This is a genomic window from Roseateles amylovorans, assembly GCF_025398155.2.
In the GTDB taxonomy this organism is placed as follows: Bacteria; Pseudomonadota; Gammaproteobacteria; order Burkholderiales; family Burkholderiaceae_C; genus Roseateles; species Roseateles amylovorans.
In genome coordinates this window covers 4,669,760-4,684,306 of the sequence record NZ_CP104562.2, presented here as the reverse complement: position 1 = coordinate 4,684,306, position 14,547 = coordinate 4,669,760, and the positions used below count along the sequence as shown (strand labels likewise).

Annotated in this window: 16 protein-coding genes; 10 read left to right on the top strand and 6 right to left on the bottom strand. The window is 66.7% G+C overall.

What is annotated here, in order from left to right; all coding sequences use genetic code 11:
- Positions 1-17: 17 nt before the first annotated feature.
- On the top strand, positions 18-983 hold the full coding sequence (locus N4261_RS19430) for an MlaD family protein (RefSeq protein ID WP_261756916.1): 966 nt from the start codon (positions 18-20) through the stop codon (positions 981-983).
- A gap of 104 nt (positions 984-1,087) precedes the next feature.
- Positions 1,088-1,687: an ABC-type transport auxiliary lipoprotein family protein gene (locus N4261_RS19425; protein ID WP_261756915.1), complete on the top strand. Its 600-nt coding sequence runs from the start codon at positions 1,088-1,090 to the stop codon at positions 1,685-1,687.
- A gap of 35 nt (positions 1,688-1,722) precedes the next feature.
- Here the strand turns inward: N4261_RS19425 and N4261_RS19420 are convergent, their stop codons facing one another.
- Positions 1,723-2,580 (bottom strand): hypothetical protein, encoded by an 858-nt coding sequence (locus N4261_RS19420; RefSeq protein ID WP_261756914.1) that lies wholly within the window; start codon positions 2,578-2,580, stop codon positions 1,723-1,725.
- 320 nt (positions 2,581-2,900) lie between these two features.
- Positions 2,901-5,114 (bottom strand): sodium-translocating pyrophosphatase, encoded by a 2,214-nt coding sequence (locus N4261_RS19415; protein ID WP_261756913.1) that lies wholly within the window; start codon positions 5,112-5,114, stop codon positions 2,901-2,903.
- 465 nt (positions 5,115-5,579) lie between these two features.
- On the opposite strand from N4261_RS19415, the gene N4261_RS19410 reads away from it, so the two are divergent.
- The 3 genes from N4261_RS19410 to N4261_RS19400 all read left to right on the top strand — a co-directional run bounded on the left by N4261_RS19410 (position 5,580) and on the right by N4261_RS19400 (position 7,073).
- Positions 5,580-6,146 (top strand): YceI family protein, encoded by a 567-nt coding sequence (locus tag N4261_RS19410; protein WP_261756912.1) that lies wholly within the window; start codon positions 5,580-5,582, stop codon positions 6,144-6,146.
- A gap of 93 nt (positions 6,147-6,239) precedes the next feature.
- Entirely contained in the window at positions 6,240-6,500 is a 261-nt protein-coding gene (locus N4261_RS19405) for a hypothetical protein (protein ID WP_261756911.1), read from the top strand.
- A 60-nt stretch (positions 6,501-6,560) separates the two neighbouring features.
- Complete coding sequence (locus N4261_RS19400; protein ID WP_261756910.1) at positions 6,561-7,073, top strand: hypothetical protein; 513 nt, start codon at positions 6,561-6,563, stop codon at positions 7,071-7,073.
- Between the two features lie 10 nt (positions 7,074-7,083).
- Here N4261_RS19400 and N4261_RS19395 read toward each other — a convergent pair whose 3' ends face one another.
- The 3 genes from N4261_RS19395 to N4261_RS19385 form a co-directional block, all read right to left on the bottom strand.
- The gene (locus tag N4261_RS19395; protein ID WP_261756909.1) at positions 7,084-7,560 is read right to left on the bottom strand and encodes a hypothetical protein; all 477 of its coding nucleotides are present in this window, start codon (positions 7,558-7,560) and stop codon (positions 7,084-7,086) included.
- A complete protein-coding gene (locus tag N4261_RS19390) occupies positions 7,544-8,263 on the bottom strand; it encodes a hypothetical protein (protein ID WP_261756908.1) in 720 nt (239 codons plus the stop codon). The genes N4261_RS19395 and N4261_RS19390 overlap by 17 nt, the downstream gene beginning before the upstream one ends.
- Positions 8,264-8,523: 260 nt before the next feature.
- Positions 8,524-8,778, bottom strand: coding sequence for a hypothetical protein (locus N4261_RS19385; RefSeq protein ID WP_261756907.1), 255 nt, complete (start codon positions 8,776-8,778; stop codon positions 8,524-8,526).
- A 223-nt stretch (positions 8,779-9,001) separates the two neighbouring features.
- Here N4261_RS19385 and ppa point away from each other — a divergent pair, with 223 nt between their 5' ends.
- Positions 9,002-9,541, top strand: coding sequence for an inorganic diphosphatase (ppa, locus tag N4261_RS19380; protein ID WP_261756906.1), 540 nt, complete (start codon positions 9,002-9,004; stop codon positions 9,539-9,541).
- 150 nt (positions 9,542-9,691) lie between these two features.
- On the opposite strand, the gene N4261_RS19375 is transcribed toward ppa, so the two are convergent.
- Positions 9,692-9,880 (bottom strand): hypothetical protein, encoded by a 189-nt coding sequence (locus tag N4261_RS19375; RefSeq protein WP_261756905.1) that lies wholly within the window; start codon positions 9,878-9,880, stop codon positions 9,692-9,694.
- 212 nt (positions 9,881-10,092) lie between these two features.
- Between N4261_RS19375 and N4261_RS19370 the strand changes: the two genes are divergently transcribed.
- The 4 genes from N4261_RS19370 (at position 10,093) to N4261_RS19355 (ending at position 14,529) form a co-directional block, all read left to right on the top strand.
- Positions 10,093-12,192, top strand: coding sequence for a TonB-dependent siderophore receptor (locus N4261_RS19370; protein ID WP_261756904.1), 2,100 nt, complete (start codon positions 10,093-10,095; stop codon positions 12,190-12,192).
- Positions 12,193-12,233: 41 nt separating this feature from the next.
- Complete coding sequence (locus N4261_RS19365) at positions 12,234-12,752, top strand: M23 family metallopeptidase (protein ID WP_261756903.1); 519 nt, start codon at positions 12,234-12,236, stop codon at positions 12,750-12,752.
- Positions 12,753-12,973: 221 nt separating this feature from the next.
- Positions 12,974-13,240, top strand: coding sequence for a hypothetical protein (locus N4261_RS19360; protein ID WP_261756902.1), 267 nt, complete (start codon positions 12,974-12,976; stop codon positions 13,238-13,240).
- Between the two features lie 242 nt (positions 13,241-13,482).
- Complete coding sequence (locus N4261_RS19355) at positions 13,483-14,529, top strand: sensor histidine kinase (RefSeq protein ID WP_261756901.1); 1,047 nt, start codon at positions 13,483-13,485, stop codon at positions 14,527-14,529.
- Positions 14,530-14,547 lie beyond the last annotated feature (18 nt).

The following is a 14,547-nucleotide window of genomic DNA, read 5'->3' as shown; positions in this document are numbered from 1 at the left end:
AGGACCCGACCGATCTCATGGAAAACAAAGCCCATGCCCTGGCCACCGGCCTGTTCGTCCTGCTGCTGGGCGCGGCGCTGGTGCTGGTGGTGCTGTGGTTCCGCGATGACCGCGGCTCGACCCAGGACTTCACCGTCGTCGCGCGTGCCGGGGTGCCCGGCCTCAACCTGAAGGCGCCGGTCAAGCTGCGCGGCGTGGTGATCGGCAAGGTCGACAGCATTGCCTTCGATCCGAAGGAGCCGCGCCAGATCCTGGTCGGCATCGAGGTGGACGCCGCAGCGCCGGTTGCCGCCGGCACCGTGGCCAAGCTCGGCTACCAGGGCATCACGGGGCTGTCATTCATCGATCTCAACGACGGCGAGACCCCGCGCGATCCGCAAGCCAGCGTGCTGGTGACCCGCCGCATCGATCTGGCGCCGTCGGTGCTGGATCAGCTCAGCGACGCCGGACCGAAGCTGGTGCAGGGCGCGATGAACACGATGGACCGCATCAACCGGGTGCTCAGCGACAGCAATCAGCAACAGCTCAGCGAGACCCTGGTGCAACTGCGCGAGGCGTCGGTCGGGCTCAATCACCTGATCGAGGAGCTGCGTCCGACGGCCAAGGCCTTGCCCTCGCTGGTGAAGAATGCGGACGGGCTGGTCGTGGCCGGCCAGCGCACCCTGGGACAGGTGGACACGCTGGCCAAGCAGGGCGGCGAACTGGTCGAGGAATACAAGACCCGCGCCGTGGCGTTGGAGAAGCTGGGCGACGCGGCCACGCAGATGCAGACCACGCTGCGGCGGGTTGAATTGGCGCTGGTCGGTTCGTCCGACAAGCCCCGCCAGCGCGCCGTCCTGGACGATCTGGCGCAGGCCGCCAAAGCCCTGGAACGCGCCGCGCAAACCCTCGGTGACCAGCCGCAAAGTCTGATCCTGGGACCCAAGCCTGCGTTGCCGGGCCCCGGCGAAGCAGGCTTCGACGCCGGCTCGAAAGGGAAGTGAGCCCCATGACCGAGCGCCTGCACCACCACGCTGACCGGCCGTCGACCACACCGCTCGACCTGCCCGCGACGACCGCGCCCAACGATCTTTCGATCCCTCTTCGCATGACACGAACGACTCCTTCCGGCCGTCGCGCCGTACTGGCGGCACTGGCCGGCGCCGCGACCCTGCCCTGGCTGGCGGCCTGCGGCAGCCGCGGCCCGGCCCCGCAGCAAGTCGACCTGGGACCGATCACCCCGTGGCCGGCCGAGGCCGCCGCCCTGGCACGCCGGGTGGATCTGCAGGCGGTCACCGCGTCGGAAGTGCTGCAGGGCACGGGTCTGGTCTATCGCCTCAGCTACAGCGACCCCTATGCCCGCCGCGTCTATCGCGACACCCGTTGGGCCGCGCCGCTGCCGGTGCTGGTGGCCACGCGGCTGCGGCAGCGCATCGCGCGCGCGCCGGTCTCCGCGGGTGCGGATCGATCGCCTGCGGTGGCATTGACGCTGGAGCTGGAAGACTGTGTGCAGACCTTCTCGAGCGCCGGCCAGAGCGAGGTTCAACTGCGGTTGATCGGCACGGTGGGCGACGGCTTGCGTCGGGTGTTCGATCGCTCGGCGCCTGCCGGTGCGGATGCGGCGGGCGCCGTGCGCGCGACCTCTCAAATCATTGACGCCTTGGCCCCGGAGATCGCGGCCTGGGCTGCGTCGCTGCCGGTGCGTTGAACGTCGGTTGCGAGCGCGACGTCAGTGCAAGTGCGTCAGTGCGAGGCCGCGACGCCGCCGCTCATGCGCTGCTGGCGTTGACGCAGGAAGGCCTCGGCCATGTGTGACTCGGGCTGCAGCCGCTGGCCGATGTAGAGCTCCTGGCGGCGTTCGGTGATCTGCGCGCGCAGCCGGTTGGCCATGATGGTCAGCGGCTCCAGGCCTTTCTTCTCGGCCCGCTCGATGGACTCGCACAGCTGGTGCATCTGATGATTGGTCAGTTGCGCATGGTGCGCCTGCACCACCCGCAGTCGGCCTTGCACCGCGCGTTCGGCCTGACGCAGCCATTGCATCACCGCATCGGCGTCGCCGCCCTTGACCTTGATGACGCTCTCGCCGGCGGCCAGCAGCAGTGTTTCCAAGCGGGCGCGATCCTGCGCGGCATAGGCTTCGTTCACCTCGGCCATCTTGCTTTCGCGGCGCTGCCGTTCCTCATCGTCCGGCGCAAGGTCGGGATGCAGCCGCATCGCAGCGCGACGGTAGAGCGTCTTCAGCGGTGGCGGGCCGACCTGGATCAGGCCACCTTCCGGCTCGGGCGGCAGCGGGGCGCCCGGCGGCAGCATCAGCAACTGGGGCAGGGCGGTGGCGCGGGGAATGTCGGGGGCACGGGTGTCGATGCCGTGACGGGACATCGATTCGTGCAGGTAGCGCATCGCGCAGTACAGCTGCGATTCCAGCGCGTCCAACTCCATGTAGAGCGGCCCCAGCGTCGCCACATAGCGATCGATGAAGCGCTGCACCCGGGCCCGGCAGGTGGCGTAGTCGCGCTCCTGCTCGGCCAACAGACGGCGCAGATCAGCCAATTGCTCGCGGCGGGCGTCAAGTTCGCGCGGCGTGATGGCCTGGCTGGTCATGTTGTCGGGGATCCCTGAATGCTGGATGGTGTGATGCGTCAATTCTGCCGTGTGCGGACAGGCGCTCAAAGCCCAAACTGTCGGGCACCGGGCGGTTTTTCTCAGCGTTTTCACCAGGATGGCGCCAAGCGGGCCATCCTGGGGTCAATTTGACGGATTGAAGGGCGACGTTCGCCCGTGCGGGCGTGATCTTCCCGATCTTCCGCCGCTGGGGCCCCGGACGCCAAGGGCCCGGCGACGGATCACCGCCCCCGTTGCTTCGGCACCCAGCGCCGACCGGCCGCCGTTGCGTCCGAGCGGTGGTCGGTCAAGCGCGGGCTTCAGGGTTGCGACGCCGCGCTGGCCGACGCGCTCGCGCTGTCGGCCGGCGGACTGGCGATGATCTCCGGCAGAGACCCCGCCACGGAGGCCGAAACCTCCGGCGCCGGCGCCGACACGGGGGGCGGCATGTGCGTACCGGCGGCCGGGCCGGTGAGGGCGGCCGCCGGCAGCAGCGGCACGATCAGCAGGGCGACGATGTTGATGATCTTGATCAGCGGATTGACGGCGGGTCCGGCGGTGTCCTTGTACGGATCGCCCACCGTGTCGCCGGTGACGGCCGCCTTGTGCGCATCGCTGCCCTTGCCGCCGAAGTGGCCGTCCTCGATGTACTTCTTGGCGTTGTCCCAGGCGCCGCCGCCGGTGCACATCGAGATGGCGACAAACAGCCCGGTGACGATGGTGCCCATCAGCATCCCGCCCAGTGCCGCAGGGCCCAGCAGCAGCCCGACGACGATCGGCACCACCACCGGCAGCAGCGACGGCACGATCATTTCCTTGATCGCGGCGGCGGTGAGCATGTCCACCGCGCGGCCGTACTCGGGCTTGCCGGAGCCGTCCATGATGCCCTTGATGTCCCGGAACTGGCGGCGGACTTCCTCCACCACCGACCCGGCCGCCCGGCCCACCGCTTCCATGGCCATCGCGCCGAACAGGTAGGGGATCAGCCCGCCGATGAACAGGCCCACGATCACCAGATGGTTGCTCAGGTCGAAGCTCACCGACAGCCCGCGCGCTTCGAGCGCATGGGTGTAGTCGGCGAACAGCACCAGGGCCGCGAGGCCGGCGGAGCCGATTGCATAGCCCTTGGTGACCGCCTTGGTGGTGTTGCCGACGGCATCCAGCGGATCGGTCACATCGCGCACGCTGGCCGGCAGATCGGCCATTTCGGCGATGCCGCCCGCGTTGTCGGTGATCGGCCCATACGCATCCAGCGCCACCACGATGCCCGCCATGCTCAGCATCGCGGTTGCCGCGATCGCGATCCCGTAGAGCCCGGCCAGTTGATACGAGGCCAGAATCGCCACGCACACGAACAGCACCGGCCAGGCGGTGGAGCGCATCGACACCCCCAGGCCCGCGATGATGTTGGTGCCGTGGCCGGTGGTGGAGGCCTGGGCGATGTGCTGCACTGGCTGGTAGTCGGTGCCGGTGTAGTACTCGGTGATCCACACCATGGCCGCCGTCAGCACCAGGCCGACCAGGCAGCAGAAGAAGAGTGCATGGCCGCTGATGGTGCGGTGGTCCGGCAGCGTGAGGTCCTGCGGGAAGATCGCCCGGGTGACGAAGTAGAAGGCGATGGCCGACAGCACACCCGCCACGATCAGGCCCTTGTACAGCGCCGGCATCACGTTCTTCATGCCGGGGCTGGCCTTGACGAAGCCGCAGCCGATGATGGAGGCGATGATCGACACCCCGCCCAGCACCAGGGGATAGATCAGCGCCGCGACCGACATGCCGCCAAAGGTGAGGGCGCCCAGTGCCATCGTGGCGATCAGCGTCACCGCATAGGTTTCGAAGAGATCGGCGGCCATGCCGGCGCAATCGCCGACGTTGTCGCCCACGTTGTCGGCGATCACGGCCGGGTTGCGAGGGTCATCCTCGGGGATGCCGGCCTCGACCTTGCCCACCAGATCGGCGCCCACGTCGGCGCCCTTGGTGAAGATGCCGCCGCCCAGCCGCGCGAAGATCGAGATCAGCGACGAGCCGAAGGCCAGGCCCAGCAGCGGCTTGAGGGTGGCGCTGTCCACCTGCTCGCCGCCGCGGCTAACCCACATGAAGAACAGGCCCACGCCCAGCAGACCCAGTCCGACCACCAGCATCCCGGTGATGGCGCCGCCTTTGAAGGCGACGTCCAGCGCCGGGCCGATGCCCTTGGTGGCGGCCTGGGCGGTGCGCACATTGGCGCGTACCGAGACATTCATGCCGATGAAGCCGCAGGCGCCGGACAGCACCGCGCCCACCACGAATCCGATGGCGGTGGGCAGGCCCAGGAAGATGCCGATCAGCACCGCCAGCACCACCCCGACGATGGCGATCGTCTTGTACTGCCGCGACAGGTAGGCCGCCGCCCCCTGCTGGATGGCCTGGGCAATCTCCTGCATGCGGGGATTGCCGGCATCCTGGCTCAGGATCCAGCTGCGTTGAATGAAGCCATAAAGCACCGCGGCTATCCCGCAGGCCAGCGCGAAATACAGCGCCACACTTGTCGACATGCGTTGTCTCCTCTGGCTGATCGCCGTTTATTTGAGACGCCCTGATGCCTGCAGCGCCGGCCCTGCGCGCATGCCACAGCTACAGTCCGTCGATTGATGCTAAGCCTGGGGACACCGCGTGGCATAAGCGTTTACCAGCGGTTTGCCGGCGGGGTGTCAGGCCTTGCAGGGGCGCGGCGCAACGACTGCCCCTGGGCATGCGGCCTGCCGCGCGGGGCGCTCAGGGCGGGGGACTCGCACGCCCTGGCTGGGCCGGGCCGATCGGTTCGAAAGCCGGCCGGCGGCACGTCCCGCTCGCCGTCGCATGACGCAGGGAATGGCTTCAGCCGCTGTCGATGGCGAGTTCCAGGACGGCACCGGTGCGGGTACCGTTGTCGAGAATCCAGGGTGCCATTCGTCGCGTGAACGGGTGACCGCACTTGGCGGTCGCCTGGCTCTTTGTCTTCCTGTTCCAAAGGACTGCCCATGAAATCGCTGCTGCTCATTCCCGCGTTGATGGCCATTGCCGCTCACGCGGCGCCCGTGACCTACGACATCGATCCCACACACACCTTCCCCAGCTTCGAAGCGGATCACATGGGCCTGTCGTACTGGCGTGGGAAGCTGAATCGCAATGCCGGCACCATCGTGTACGACAAGGCCACCGGGGCCGGCACTGTCGAGGTGAAGATGGATCTGGCCAGCATCGACTTCGGTCTTGATGCGATGAATGCCTGGGCGGTGGGCAAGGACTTCTTCAACGTCGAGAAGCATCCCCAGGCCACCTTCAAGGGGCGTTTCGATGGCATCAAGGCGGGCATGCCCAGCCAGGTGGTGGGCGAGCTGACCCTGAACGGTGTGACCCAGCCGATCACGCTGACCGTCCACCAGCTCAAGTGCATGCCTCATCCGATGAACAAGCGCGACTTCTGCGGTGCGGATGCCTCGGGGAGCTTTCAGCGCGATGCCTTCGGCCTGAGCGCGGGCAAGGACTGGGGCTTCAAGATGGCGGTGAATCTGCGCATCCAGGTGGAGGCGGTGGCTCGAGAGTGAGGATTTCCTGATCCCGCGGCTGGGGCAGCGGCGCGACATGTCATTTCGCTCGCCGGGTTGTTATCCTCCCGACCTCGTTCCCTCGCGCGCCCCATGTTGCACACCTCTCCCATCAAGATCGTCGCCGGCATTGCATCGGTCATTCTGGCGGTGACCGGACTCTATTTGGCTTGCCAGATGCGTCAGGGCGCGGTCGACATTCTCTCGGTGACACGCTTGCGCCTGCCGTTCACCGCGACGCAGACAGCGCGCCCGGCCGAGGTCGCGGCGAAACCCGCCGGCGTGCGCGTCATCCCGATCGGTGTGGCGGCCACGCCGAGTTCGGGAAATGCCGGACGAGCGAACGGCGGGTGATGCCGGTCGCCTGCTGGCCCTGTGTCGGGATGTCCGTGGCATCCAACGTCTGACGGACCGATGCGATTCCCCCGCCGCTTTGATGAGGCCTGGATGCATCCCCCGGATGCTGCCGGCGTGGTCGATGCGGCGTTGGCGCTTCGCCTGCGGGCATGGTGCGAGGGTGGCGCCTTTCCATCGTTGACCGAGCCGCTTCGCGTCGCCAGCACGGCGCCCCACCCGGCGCTGGACGGCGCGGCCTGCGCGCTGGACGGCAGCCATGAGCTGGCGCGCCGGGGGCGATGGCGTGGGCTGCTGTGGCGCATGCAGATCCTGTGGCGGGACTGTGCGGCGACCGGGGCGCTGGCCACCGATCCCTGGGACTGCGGCTGGTGGCGACCGGAATCGCTGGGTCTGGCCGCGGCCTTCCGACCGCGCCGGGCGACGCTGTTGATGGTGCGCGACGTCGACCGGACCGCCGCGGTGGCGTGGGTGTCCACACTGCGAGAGGGTGGGGCGGCCGATGCCTATGAGTTTCCGGTGCGGGTGCTGGTCGTGTCCACGCCAGCCCTCGGGGGAATGTCGCGGCTTTAGCGCCGAGGTGTTACTGGCACGCGCCTCCGCGCCACGCGCTCATCGGGACCAGCTTGCGCGCCTCACTTTCCCCAGCCATGCAGAACTTCACCGTGTAGCCGTGCGTGGGGTCCGAGCGGTCGGAAGGGCGCACATTGAGAAACACAGAATAGACCACGCCGCTCCTCAATGGCGTTGCCCCCGTGTCTTCAGCGCCGGCCCTGGATTCGCCGTAGGGGTAGCAAGCACCCGCCATCTCGGTCACTGGCAGCGACGGCTGGAAGATGATCCACCAAGCCCTTGAGGAGGGCTGGACGGAAACATCCGAGACCGCAATCGCCTGCAGCGTCGCGGACCGATCGCGATCCATGTCCTTTGCGGACAAGGAGAAGCACGGCAGGCCGTTTCGCAACTCGACCGTCGCTTCACCAAGACGGGACGTCGCCCACGCGGTGCTGCATGTCAGCGACAAGGTCAGCATGCCGATCAATTCAAGGCAGATGCGCATGGTCGGAGGGATTCTGTAGAAAGCCGCTGAGCACGACTTCGAAGAGAGGGAGATCCTTGCTGTACTTGGGCTGTGCCATGACAGAGGCATCCTGCAAATGCTTCAACACGAAATAGTCCGCGAGGAGGTTGCCCTGCGCCTCCATGTTGTAGTCGCCGAGCGAGCGCCCCGGCGCCAATTTGTACTCGTAACCGAGACCGATACGGATGGCGCCGCGCAACATCACCCAATAGCCCAGTTGGTGCTGCCATACGTGCACCATCTCATGCATGAACCACCATTGAGTCGCGGCATCCTTCAGCGAAAAGTCTTCCTCAAACTTGGCGTAGTTGAAATAGATCTCTCCGTTCGGCGTCATCGCGGTGTCGTCTGGCTGAAGCCCGAATGGAAGAAACTCGTTGCGATGTATCCAGACTTGGGTGTAATTGATCGAACCCTTGAACAGCTTCTCACAGAGCGCGATCTCTCCAGATGTCAGACGTCTTTTGGCGTCCACCGGCGTTCCAGACTGCGGCGGAGGCGGCACCAGTGCGCTCGGCAGCAAAGAGAGATCCATAGGCTCGACACGCAAATGCAAGTGCGCTGGCTGGTCGTGCTCGTCCACCCAAGATGTTTGCAAGGTACCCGGAGTCAGACTCTCGGTTGCAAAAGTGCTTTGGCGTGTTTCGGTTCCTAGCGGGCCAGGGGTGAGTGCTCGAGCCATGTCAGCCTCTCTACTACACAGGGGGCGGCTGGCTGGTAGGCGCCCATGCTCTGTCATGATGATCTCGTCGACACCACACAGTCTAGCGAGTGCAGCCTCATTCCCTCGTTGACCATGGTCACATGAGAGAGGTTCTTCGGCGGCCGAAACTACACGGCGGCGTGGATGGCCCGATCATCCTGATTCATCGCTGGTGCATCCACCAGGATTCACTGACCAGTGGTGCAACAGTCGAAGGGCGGAGCCATTGCTCCGGAAGATTATTCTGCCGAAGCCACCTGCACGTGGTCAGCCGACATGTCGCGGCGGCCGGTGACATAGACCGTGGGCAGTTGCTGCCGCTTCACCGTGATCACCACCGGATCCAGCGTCACGATCGACGCACGCTGCTCGCGTTGGCTTTGCGCATGAGCGAGGCCCAGACCCAGCGCCAGCGCCGCGGTCGCACCGAAGACGAGCGCCTTGACCGTGGTGTGCGTGGCCGAGCTGAGGGCGAGGCGTTGGGTGGCGTTCATGTCGGTCTCCTGAGGGCGTTGCGGTGTCGATGAATGCAGTGTCGTCATCGCCGTGCACGACCTCCAGCGCCGGCCGACGAAATGGCGGCGCGGCGGCGTGAACTGCGCGCGCGACGGACGAGCCGTCGGCGTGGCGTTACCCCCGGTTGCTGCGCTGTCAGGCCGGTATCAGGCGAACGCCTAGAATCCCGGCTTTACCGGTTCCCCAGCTGTCCACACCATCATGAGCCTGCACAAAGTCACCCCCGGCCCGAAGGCGCCCGAACAGTTCAACGTCGTCATCGAGATCCCGATGAACGCGGACCCGATCAAGTACGAGGTCGACAAGGAAAGCGGCGCGCTGTTCGTCGACCGCTTCATGACGACCGCGATGCACTATCCGTGCAACTACGGCTACGTGCCGCAGACCCTGGCCGACGACGGTGATCCGGTCGACGTGCTGGTGATCACCCCGTTCCCGCTGACGCCCGGCGTGGTCGTGACCTGCCGCGCCATCGGCGTGCTGCAGATGGACGACGAAGCCGGCGGCGACGCCAAGCTGCTGGCCGTGCCGACCACCAAGATCCTGCCGATCTACGAGCACTGGACCAAGCCCGAGGACATCAACCAGATGCGCCTGAAGGCCATCCAGCATTTCTTCGAGCACTACAAGGACCTCGAAGCCGGCAAGTGGGTCAAGGTCAAGGGCTGGGAAGGCCCGGAAGCCGCCAAGAAGGAAATCACCGACGGCATGGCCAACTTCGCCAAGGCCCAGCAAGCCTGATTGCTGGCCCTCGCCTGAGCACGGAGCCCGGCGGCAGCGCCCCGCTCCTCCAAATAGACCGCCTGCCCGGCTTCGCCGGCAGGCGGTTTTGCTTTGGCCCGCGAGGTGGCGCAGAGCGGGCGTCTCCAAGGCGGCGCTCGCGCCACCCGGTCATTCGCCAAGCTCGCGCAACGCCGGCACACGTCCAGCGGTGTTGGCGGTCACGGCAGCGCCGTCGACGAGCGTGTCCGAGCACTCGGCGGGCCCAAAAGCCTGTCCCTCGCCCAGTGCACCTGTAAATCGTCGCAAAAACCACACATCCCGCTCGCCGGCTCGATCTTTATCGAGAACAATTCGCATTGGCATTCGTAATGCAAGGCGGGCTTGTCGGCTTCGCGACGTTCGAAGCCGATCGCAGGTGGCGCCGGGGTACCGATGTCATGCCGTCGCCTCAGGGCGGGACCGGCGCGCGGTCGGCACCGGGCATCGCCGCGCCCAGGCCCGAGCCCGGCACCGACTGGGCGTCCATGAGGCGCTTGCACACGCCGTCTTACCAACCTTTGGATCACCCGATGAAGCAACCTTTCCTGATGACGGCCTGCGCCCTGGCCGCCTGCCTGGCGACGGGCCATGCCCAGGCCCAGGAGGCCACCACGCTCGAGAAGATCACCGTGTCGGCCAAACGTGCCAACCGCGTGTCCAAGGGCGCCACCGGCCTGGCGATGGAGCTGAAAGACACGCCGCAGAGCATCAGCAACATCGATCAGGAAGACCTGAAGAACTTCGGCCTGACCGGCAGCAATGAAGCCTTGGCGCTGGCCACCGGCATCAACGTCGAGCAGTACGAGACCAATCGCGCCACCTTCAACTCGCGCGGTTTCGAGATCCAGCTGACCGAGGTCGACGGCCTGGGCATGACCAATTCCTGGGGCACCGTGGTCGGTCGCGAGGACACCTACCTGTTCGAGCGCATCGAGCTGATCCGCGGCGCCAACGGCCTGCTGACCGGCGTGGGCAATGCCTCCGGCACCATCAACTACATCCGCAAGCGGCCCAAGAACGAAGACGGCGGCGAATTCATCGTCTCCGGTGGCTCCTACGGCCTCAAGCGCGCCGCGCTGGACTACAACAAGGTCCTGACCGACGACGGCACCTGGGCAGGCCGCCTGGTGGTCGCACATGAGGACAAGAATTCGTATCTGCGCGGCCTCCAGGACAAGCGCACCTCGTTGTATGGCGTGGTGGACGGCCAGATCGGCACTAACGGCGTCCTGACGCTCGGCATCACCGCGGTCGATGCCCAGCAGGATTCGCCGATGTGGGGCTCGCTGACGCTGCTGCGCTCCGACGGGACTCAGGCCGACTTCGATGTGGGCTCCTCCACCTCGCAGAAGTGGACCTACTGGAACACCAAGTCCTACAACGCCTTCGCCGAGTACGCCCATCGCCTGTCGCAGGACTGGGAGGCCAAGCTCACCTACAACTACCGCCATGCCAACGAGGCCAGCCGCCTGCTGTATGCGTATTCGCTGACGGGTGTGCTGAATCCGGACAACACCGGTCTGGTCGGATGGCCCTATCGCAGCCTGGGCAGCACCGACAACAACGTGCTGGACGCCAATGTGACTGGCAAGTTCTCGGCCCTGGGACGTCAGCACAGCCTGGTGGTGGGCCTGTCCCAGTCGCGCCAGAAGACTGCGGTGGACACCTTCGCGGTCCTGGACCACATGCTGGACCCGCTGCCCGCCTTCCCCTTCGGCGGCGATGCCTACACCCAGCCGCAATGGGGCCCGCGCGCGCCCAGCACCCGCGGCGAGCAGACGCTGAGCCGTTTCTACGCGGCGTCGCGCCTGTCGCTCACCGATGCGCTGCACGCCGTGGTCGGCGTCAATGCGGTGCGGCTGGAGCGTAGTGGCGCCTCCATCTACGGCAATGCCGCCACCAACACGTCCTATCCCGACACCAAGAAGGCCAGCCCCTATGTCGGCCTGACCTACGACATCACGCCGGACCTGCTGGGCTACATCTCCTATTCGGACATCTTCCAGAACCAGGACCAGACCGACGCCGAGGGCAAGTACCTGGCCCCGATGAAGGGCGTGAACACCGAGGTGGGTGTGAAGGGCGAGTGGCTGAACAAGTCGCTGCTGACGACCTTCGCGCTGTTCCAGGCCAAGCAGAACGGCCTGGCCACCTACGCGGGCAAGGTGACCGATCCGGCCAGCCCGATCGTGGGCCAGGACTTCTATGAAGGCAAGGATGTGAAGTCCAAGGGGTATGAAGTCGAAGTCACCGGACGCCTCAACAAGGATGCCAAGGTGACGGTGGGCTACACCCGGCTGATGCTGACGGGACCGGACGGCAACGACATCTATGAATGGGTCCCGCGTGACACGCTGAAGGCCCGCATCGACAGTCGCGTGCCGATGCTGCCCGCGCTGCGCGTCGGCGTCGGCGCGCGCTGGCAATCCGCCGTGAGCAAGATCGGTAGCGTGAAGCAGGGCGCCTACATGGTCACGAACGCCTTCGCCTCCTACGAGCTCAACAGCAAGGCGACGCTGCGGGTCAACGTCGACAACCTGTTCGACAAGAAGTACGTGGGCGGCCTGGCCTACGGCGCCATCTACGGCTCGCCGCGGACCGCCGGGGTCTCGCTCGAGTACAAGCTCTGAGCAGCCCAGGCCGGCCGGCGTGCCGGTATCCTGCCGGGCTTATGAAGCGTCGAACTGTCATTGCGCTGTCCAGCCTGCTGGCGTTGGTGGTCGCTGGTTATCTGATCCCGGAGGCGACCGTCATCCCGGTGGGCGGCGCCGCCGCCTCGGACTGGAATCCGAAGTCCTTCTGGTTCGAGCCCTGGGGCAAGTCGGGCGTGCACAAAGGGATCGACATCTTTGCCAGGCAGGGGCGCCCGGTCGTCGCGACGACTGGCGGCATCGTGCTCTATCAGGGTTCGCTGGATTTGGGGGGCCATGTGGTCGCCGTGCTGGGTCCGAAGTGGCGCATCCATTACTACGCCCATCTGGCCGAACCCTCCGACGCGCCGCTGTTCGTGGCGCGCGGTGAGCGCATCGGCTCGGTCGGCACCAGCGGCAATGCGGCAGGCAAGCCGCCGCATCTGCACTACGCGGTGCTGTCGGTGGTGCCGCTGCCGTGGCGCTTCAGCACGGCGACCCAGGGCTGGAAGCGCATGTTCTTCCTCGATCCCGGCGCGGTGATCCTGGGCGGCCTGTAGAACCTTTCAACGCGTGGACCGACAGGAGGGGGACCGGCAGGTGGACTCACGCAAGGTCTGACCGACAGCCGATCCAGTCCCGCCCTGCGGCCGAAAACCGCCTGAAGGACCGGGAAGGACCGGGAACGACCGGCTCGACCCTGCGGTCAATCGCAGCGCCTCAGGCGGTGCTCCTGGGCGCGCAGGACGCCGTCCGGCACCGCCGTTGCTGAGGGGCCGGGATGCTGTCCCCTGAGCTCGAGAACGCCCTCCACACCTGGCGCATCGCCGAAGCCGAGCTGAGACGCCTGGAGGCGTCCCTCACCGGCGTGAATGCCAAGGATCAATCCCCTGCCGTCCGCGAGCGCCTGCTGATCGCCTTGGCCGATCAGCAGGCGTTTGCCCTGGAAATGCTCAATACCGTGCTCGCGCACGTCCAGGATGACCTGCGCCGGCTGCGTGAGCGCTCGGTGCGGCCTCAGACCTCGGAGGCGGACAGCGATTCCTGAGGCAGCCTCCCACTGTCCAGTGCCCAGTGCCCAGTGCCCAGTGCCGCCCCGAGCGCCATCCTGCTGCCGCCTCACGGGTGCCCGAGCGGGCCGCGGCCTACGGGGCAGCCGTGCACCGCTGCAGCGAGCCTTCCAGGCCTCAAGCCGTTGTGTCCGCGGCGCTTCTCGCGCTTGAGTGCCCTAACGCACAGACGCTGGGTCACTCAGCCGTCACTGTGAGGCCTCAGCCCGCGAGAACCTCCATGACCTATCACAGTGACCTCTCCACGACGATGGATCATCAACTGCGCGCCTATCGCCACTTCGACCTGGGCGACGATGACCCGGATCGTCTGGCCACGCGCCTGGTGGCCGCGATGCCGACGGCCTCCTTTGCCAGAGCCGGCTCCTGGCGTCCGTTCGTGGCCGAACTGCTCACCATGAGCCCCTTCGACAGCCCGATGGTCAGTCTGGCCGATGCCCGTCGAGAACAGTTGCTGGAGCAGGGCACCTCCGCCTTGTCGCGTCACTGGGCCAGGCATGAGCAAAGCGTCAAGCCCGCCGCGGTCGGCTTGCAGGCCGCCGAGACACGACGCAACGACATCCTGGCCCTGGTCGCCCATGAACTGCGGGATCCACTCGCTGCCATCGGCGCCGCGCTGGCCGTGATGGACCACCGCGGGAACGCGCTGGATGCGGCTGAACGCGCCGCCATCGGTCGGCAACTCCATCTCAGCGTGCGCCTGGTCGGCGACCTGCTGGACAGCTCGCTGGTGTCCCGCGACACCTTGACGATTCACCGCAAGCGCGTCCTGCTCAGCGACATCATCGCGACCGCCCTGGAAACCACCGCGCCCAGCCGCGCGGCCAAGCACCACGCGCTGGTCGTGCATCTGCCCGACGGGCCCCTCTGGGTCTATGCCGACACCGTCCGCATGTCGCAGGTGCTCGGCAATCTGCTGTCGAATGCGGCCCGCTACACCGACCCGCGCGGCCGGATCGAGATCCGGACCGAGGTCCACGGCGACAGCGTCGCCGTCGTGGTCCAGGACAACGGGCAAGGCATGACCCCGCAGACCCTGCTCCGGGTCTTCGATGCGTACTACCAGGGGATACGGCCTGCCGGCTCGATCTATCGCGGATTGGGCCTGGGCTTGGCACTGGCCCGCGCGATCGTCGACCTGCACGATGGCACCATCACCGCCGCCAGCGCCGGTCCGGGACTCGGCAGTGAGTTCCGAGTCAACCTGTCGGTGTCGATCGAGCCGCCGCGCCTCGACGAGACCGTGGCAGCATCCCAGCCGGAATAAGAGGGCGGATCCGCTGCG

Coding starts and splice junctions, on each gene's coding strand:
- N4261_RS19400 (WP_261756910.1), top strand. CDS start 6,561: ATGCGATTCCCCCGCCGCTTTGATGAGGCCTGGATGCATCCCCCGGAT.
- N4261_RS19410 (WP_261756912.1), top strand. CDS start 5,580: ATGAAATCGCTGCTGCTCATTCCCGCGTTGATGGCCATTGCCGCTCAC.
- N4261_RS19365 (WP_261756903.1), top strand. CDS start 12,234: ATGAAGCGTCGAACTGTCATTGCGCTGTCCAGCCTGCTGGCGTTGGTG.
- N4261_RS19425 (WP_261756915.1), top strand. CDS start 1,088: ATGACACGAACGACTCCTTCCGGCCGTCGCGCCGTACTGGCGGCACTG.
- ppa (WP_261756906.1), top strand. CDS start 9,002: ATGAGCCTGCACAAAGTCACCCCCGGCCCGAAGGCGCCCGAACAGTTC.
- N4261_RS19420 (WP_261756914.1), bottom strand. CDS start 2,580: ATGACCAGCCAGGCCATCACGCCGCGCGAACTTGACGCCCGCCGCGAG.
- N4261_RS19360 (WP_261756902.1), top strand. CDS start 12,974: ATGCTGTCCCCTGAGCTCGAGAACGCCCTCCACACCTGGCGCATCGCC.
- N4261_RS19395 (WP_261756909.1), bottom strand. CDS start 7,560: ATGCGCATCTGCCTTGAATTGATCGGCATGCTGACCTTGTCGCTGACA.
- N4261_RS19415 (WP_261756913.1), bottom strand. CDS start 5,114: ATGTCGACAAGTGTGGCGCTGTATTTCGCGCTGGCCTGCGGGATAGCC.
- N4261_RS19375 (WP_261756905.1), bottom strand. CDS start 9,880: ATGCGAATTGTTCTCGATAAAGATCGAGCCGGCGAGCGGGATGTGTGG.
- N4261_RS19390 (WP_261756908.1), bottom strand. CDS start 8,263: ATGGCTCGAGCACTCACCCCTGGCCCGCTAGGAACCGAAACACGCCAA.
- N4261_RS19430 (WP_261756916.1), top strand. CDS start 18: ATGGAAAACAAAGCCCATGCCCTGGCCACCGGCCTGTTCGTCCTGCTG.
- N4261_RS19405 (WP_261756911.1), top strand. CDS start 6,240: ATGTTGCACACCTCTCCCATCAAGATCGTCGCCGGCATTGCATCGGTC.
- N4261_RS19385 (WP_261756907.1), bottom strand. CDS start 8,778: ATGAACGCCACCCAACGCCTCGCCCTCAGCTCGGCCACGCACACCACG.
- N4261_RS19370 (WP_261756904.1), top strand. CDS start 10,093: ATGAAGCAACCTTTCCTGATGACGGCCTGCGCCCTGGCCGCCTGCCTG.
- N4261_RS19355 (WP_261756901.1), top strand. CDS start 13,483: ATGACCTATCACAGTGACCTCTCCACGACGATGGATCATCAACTGCGC.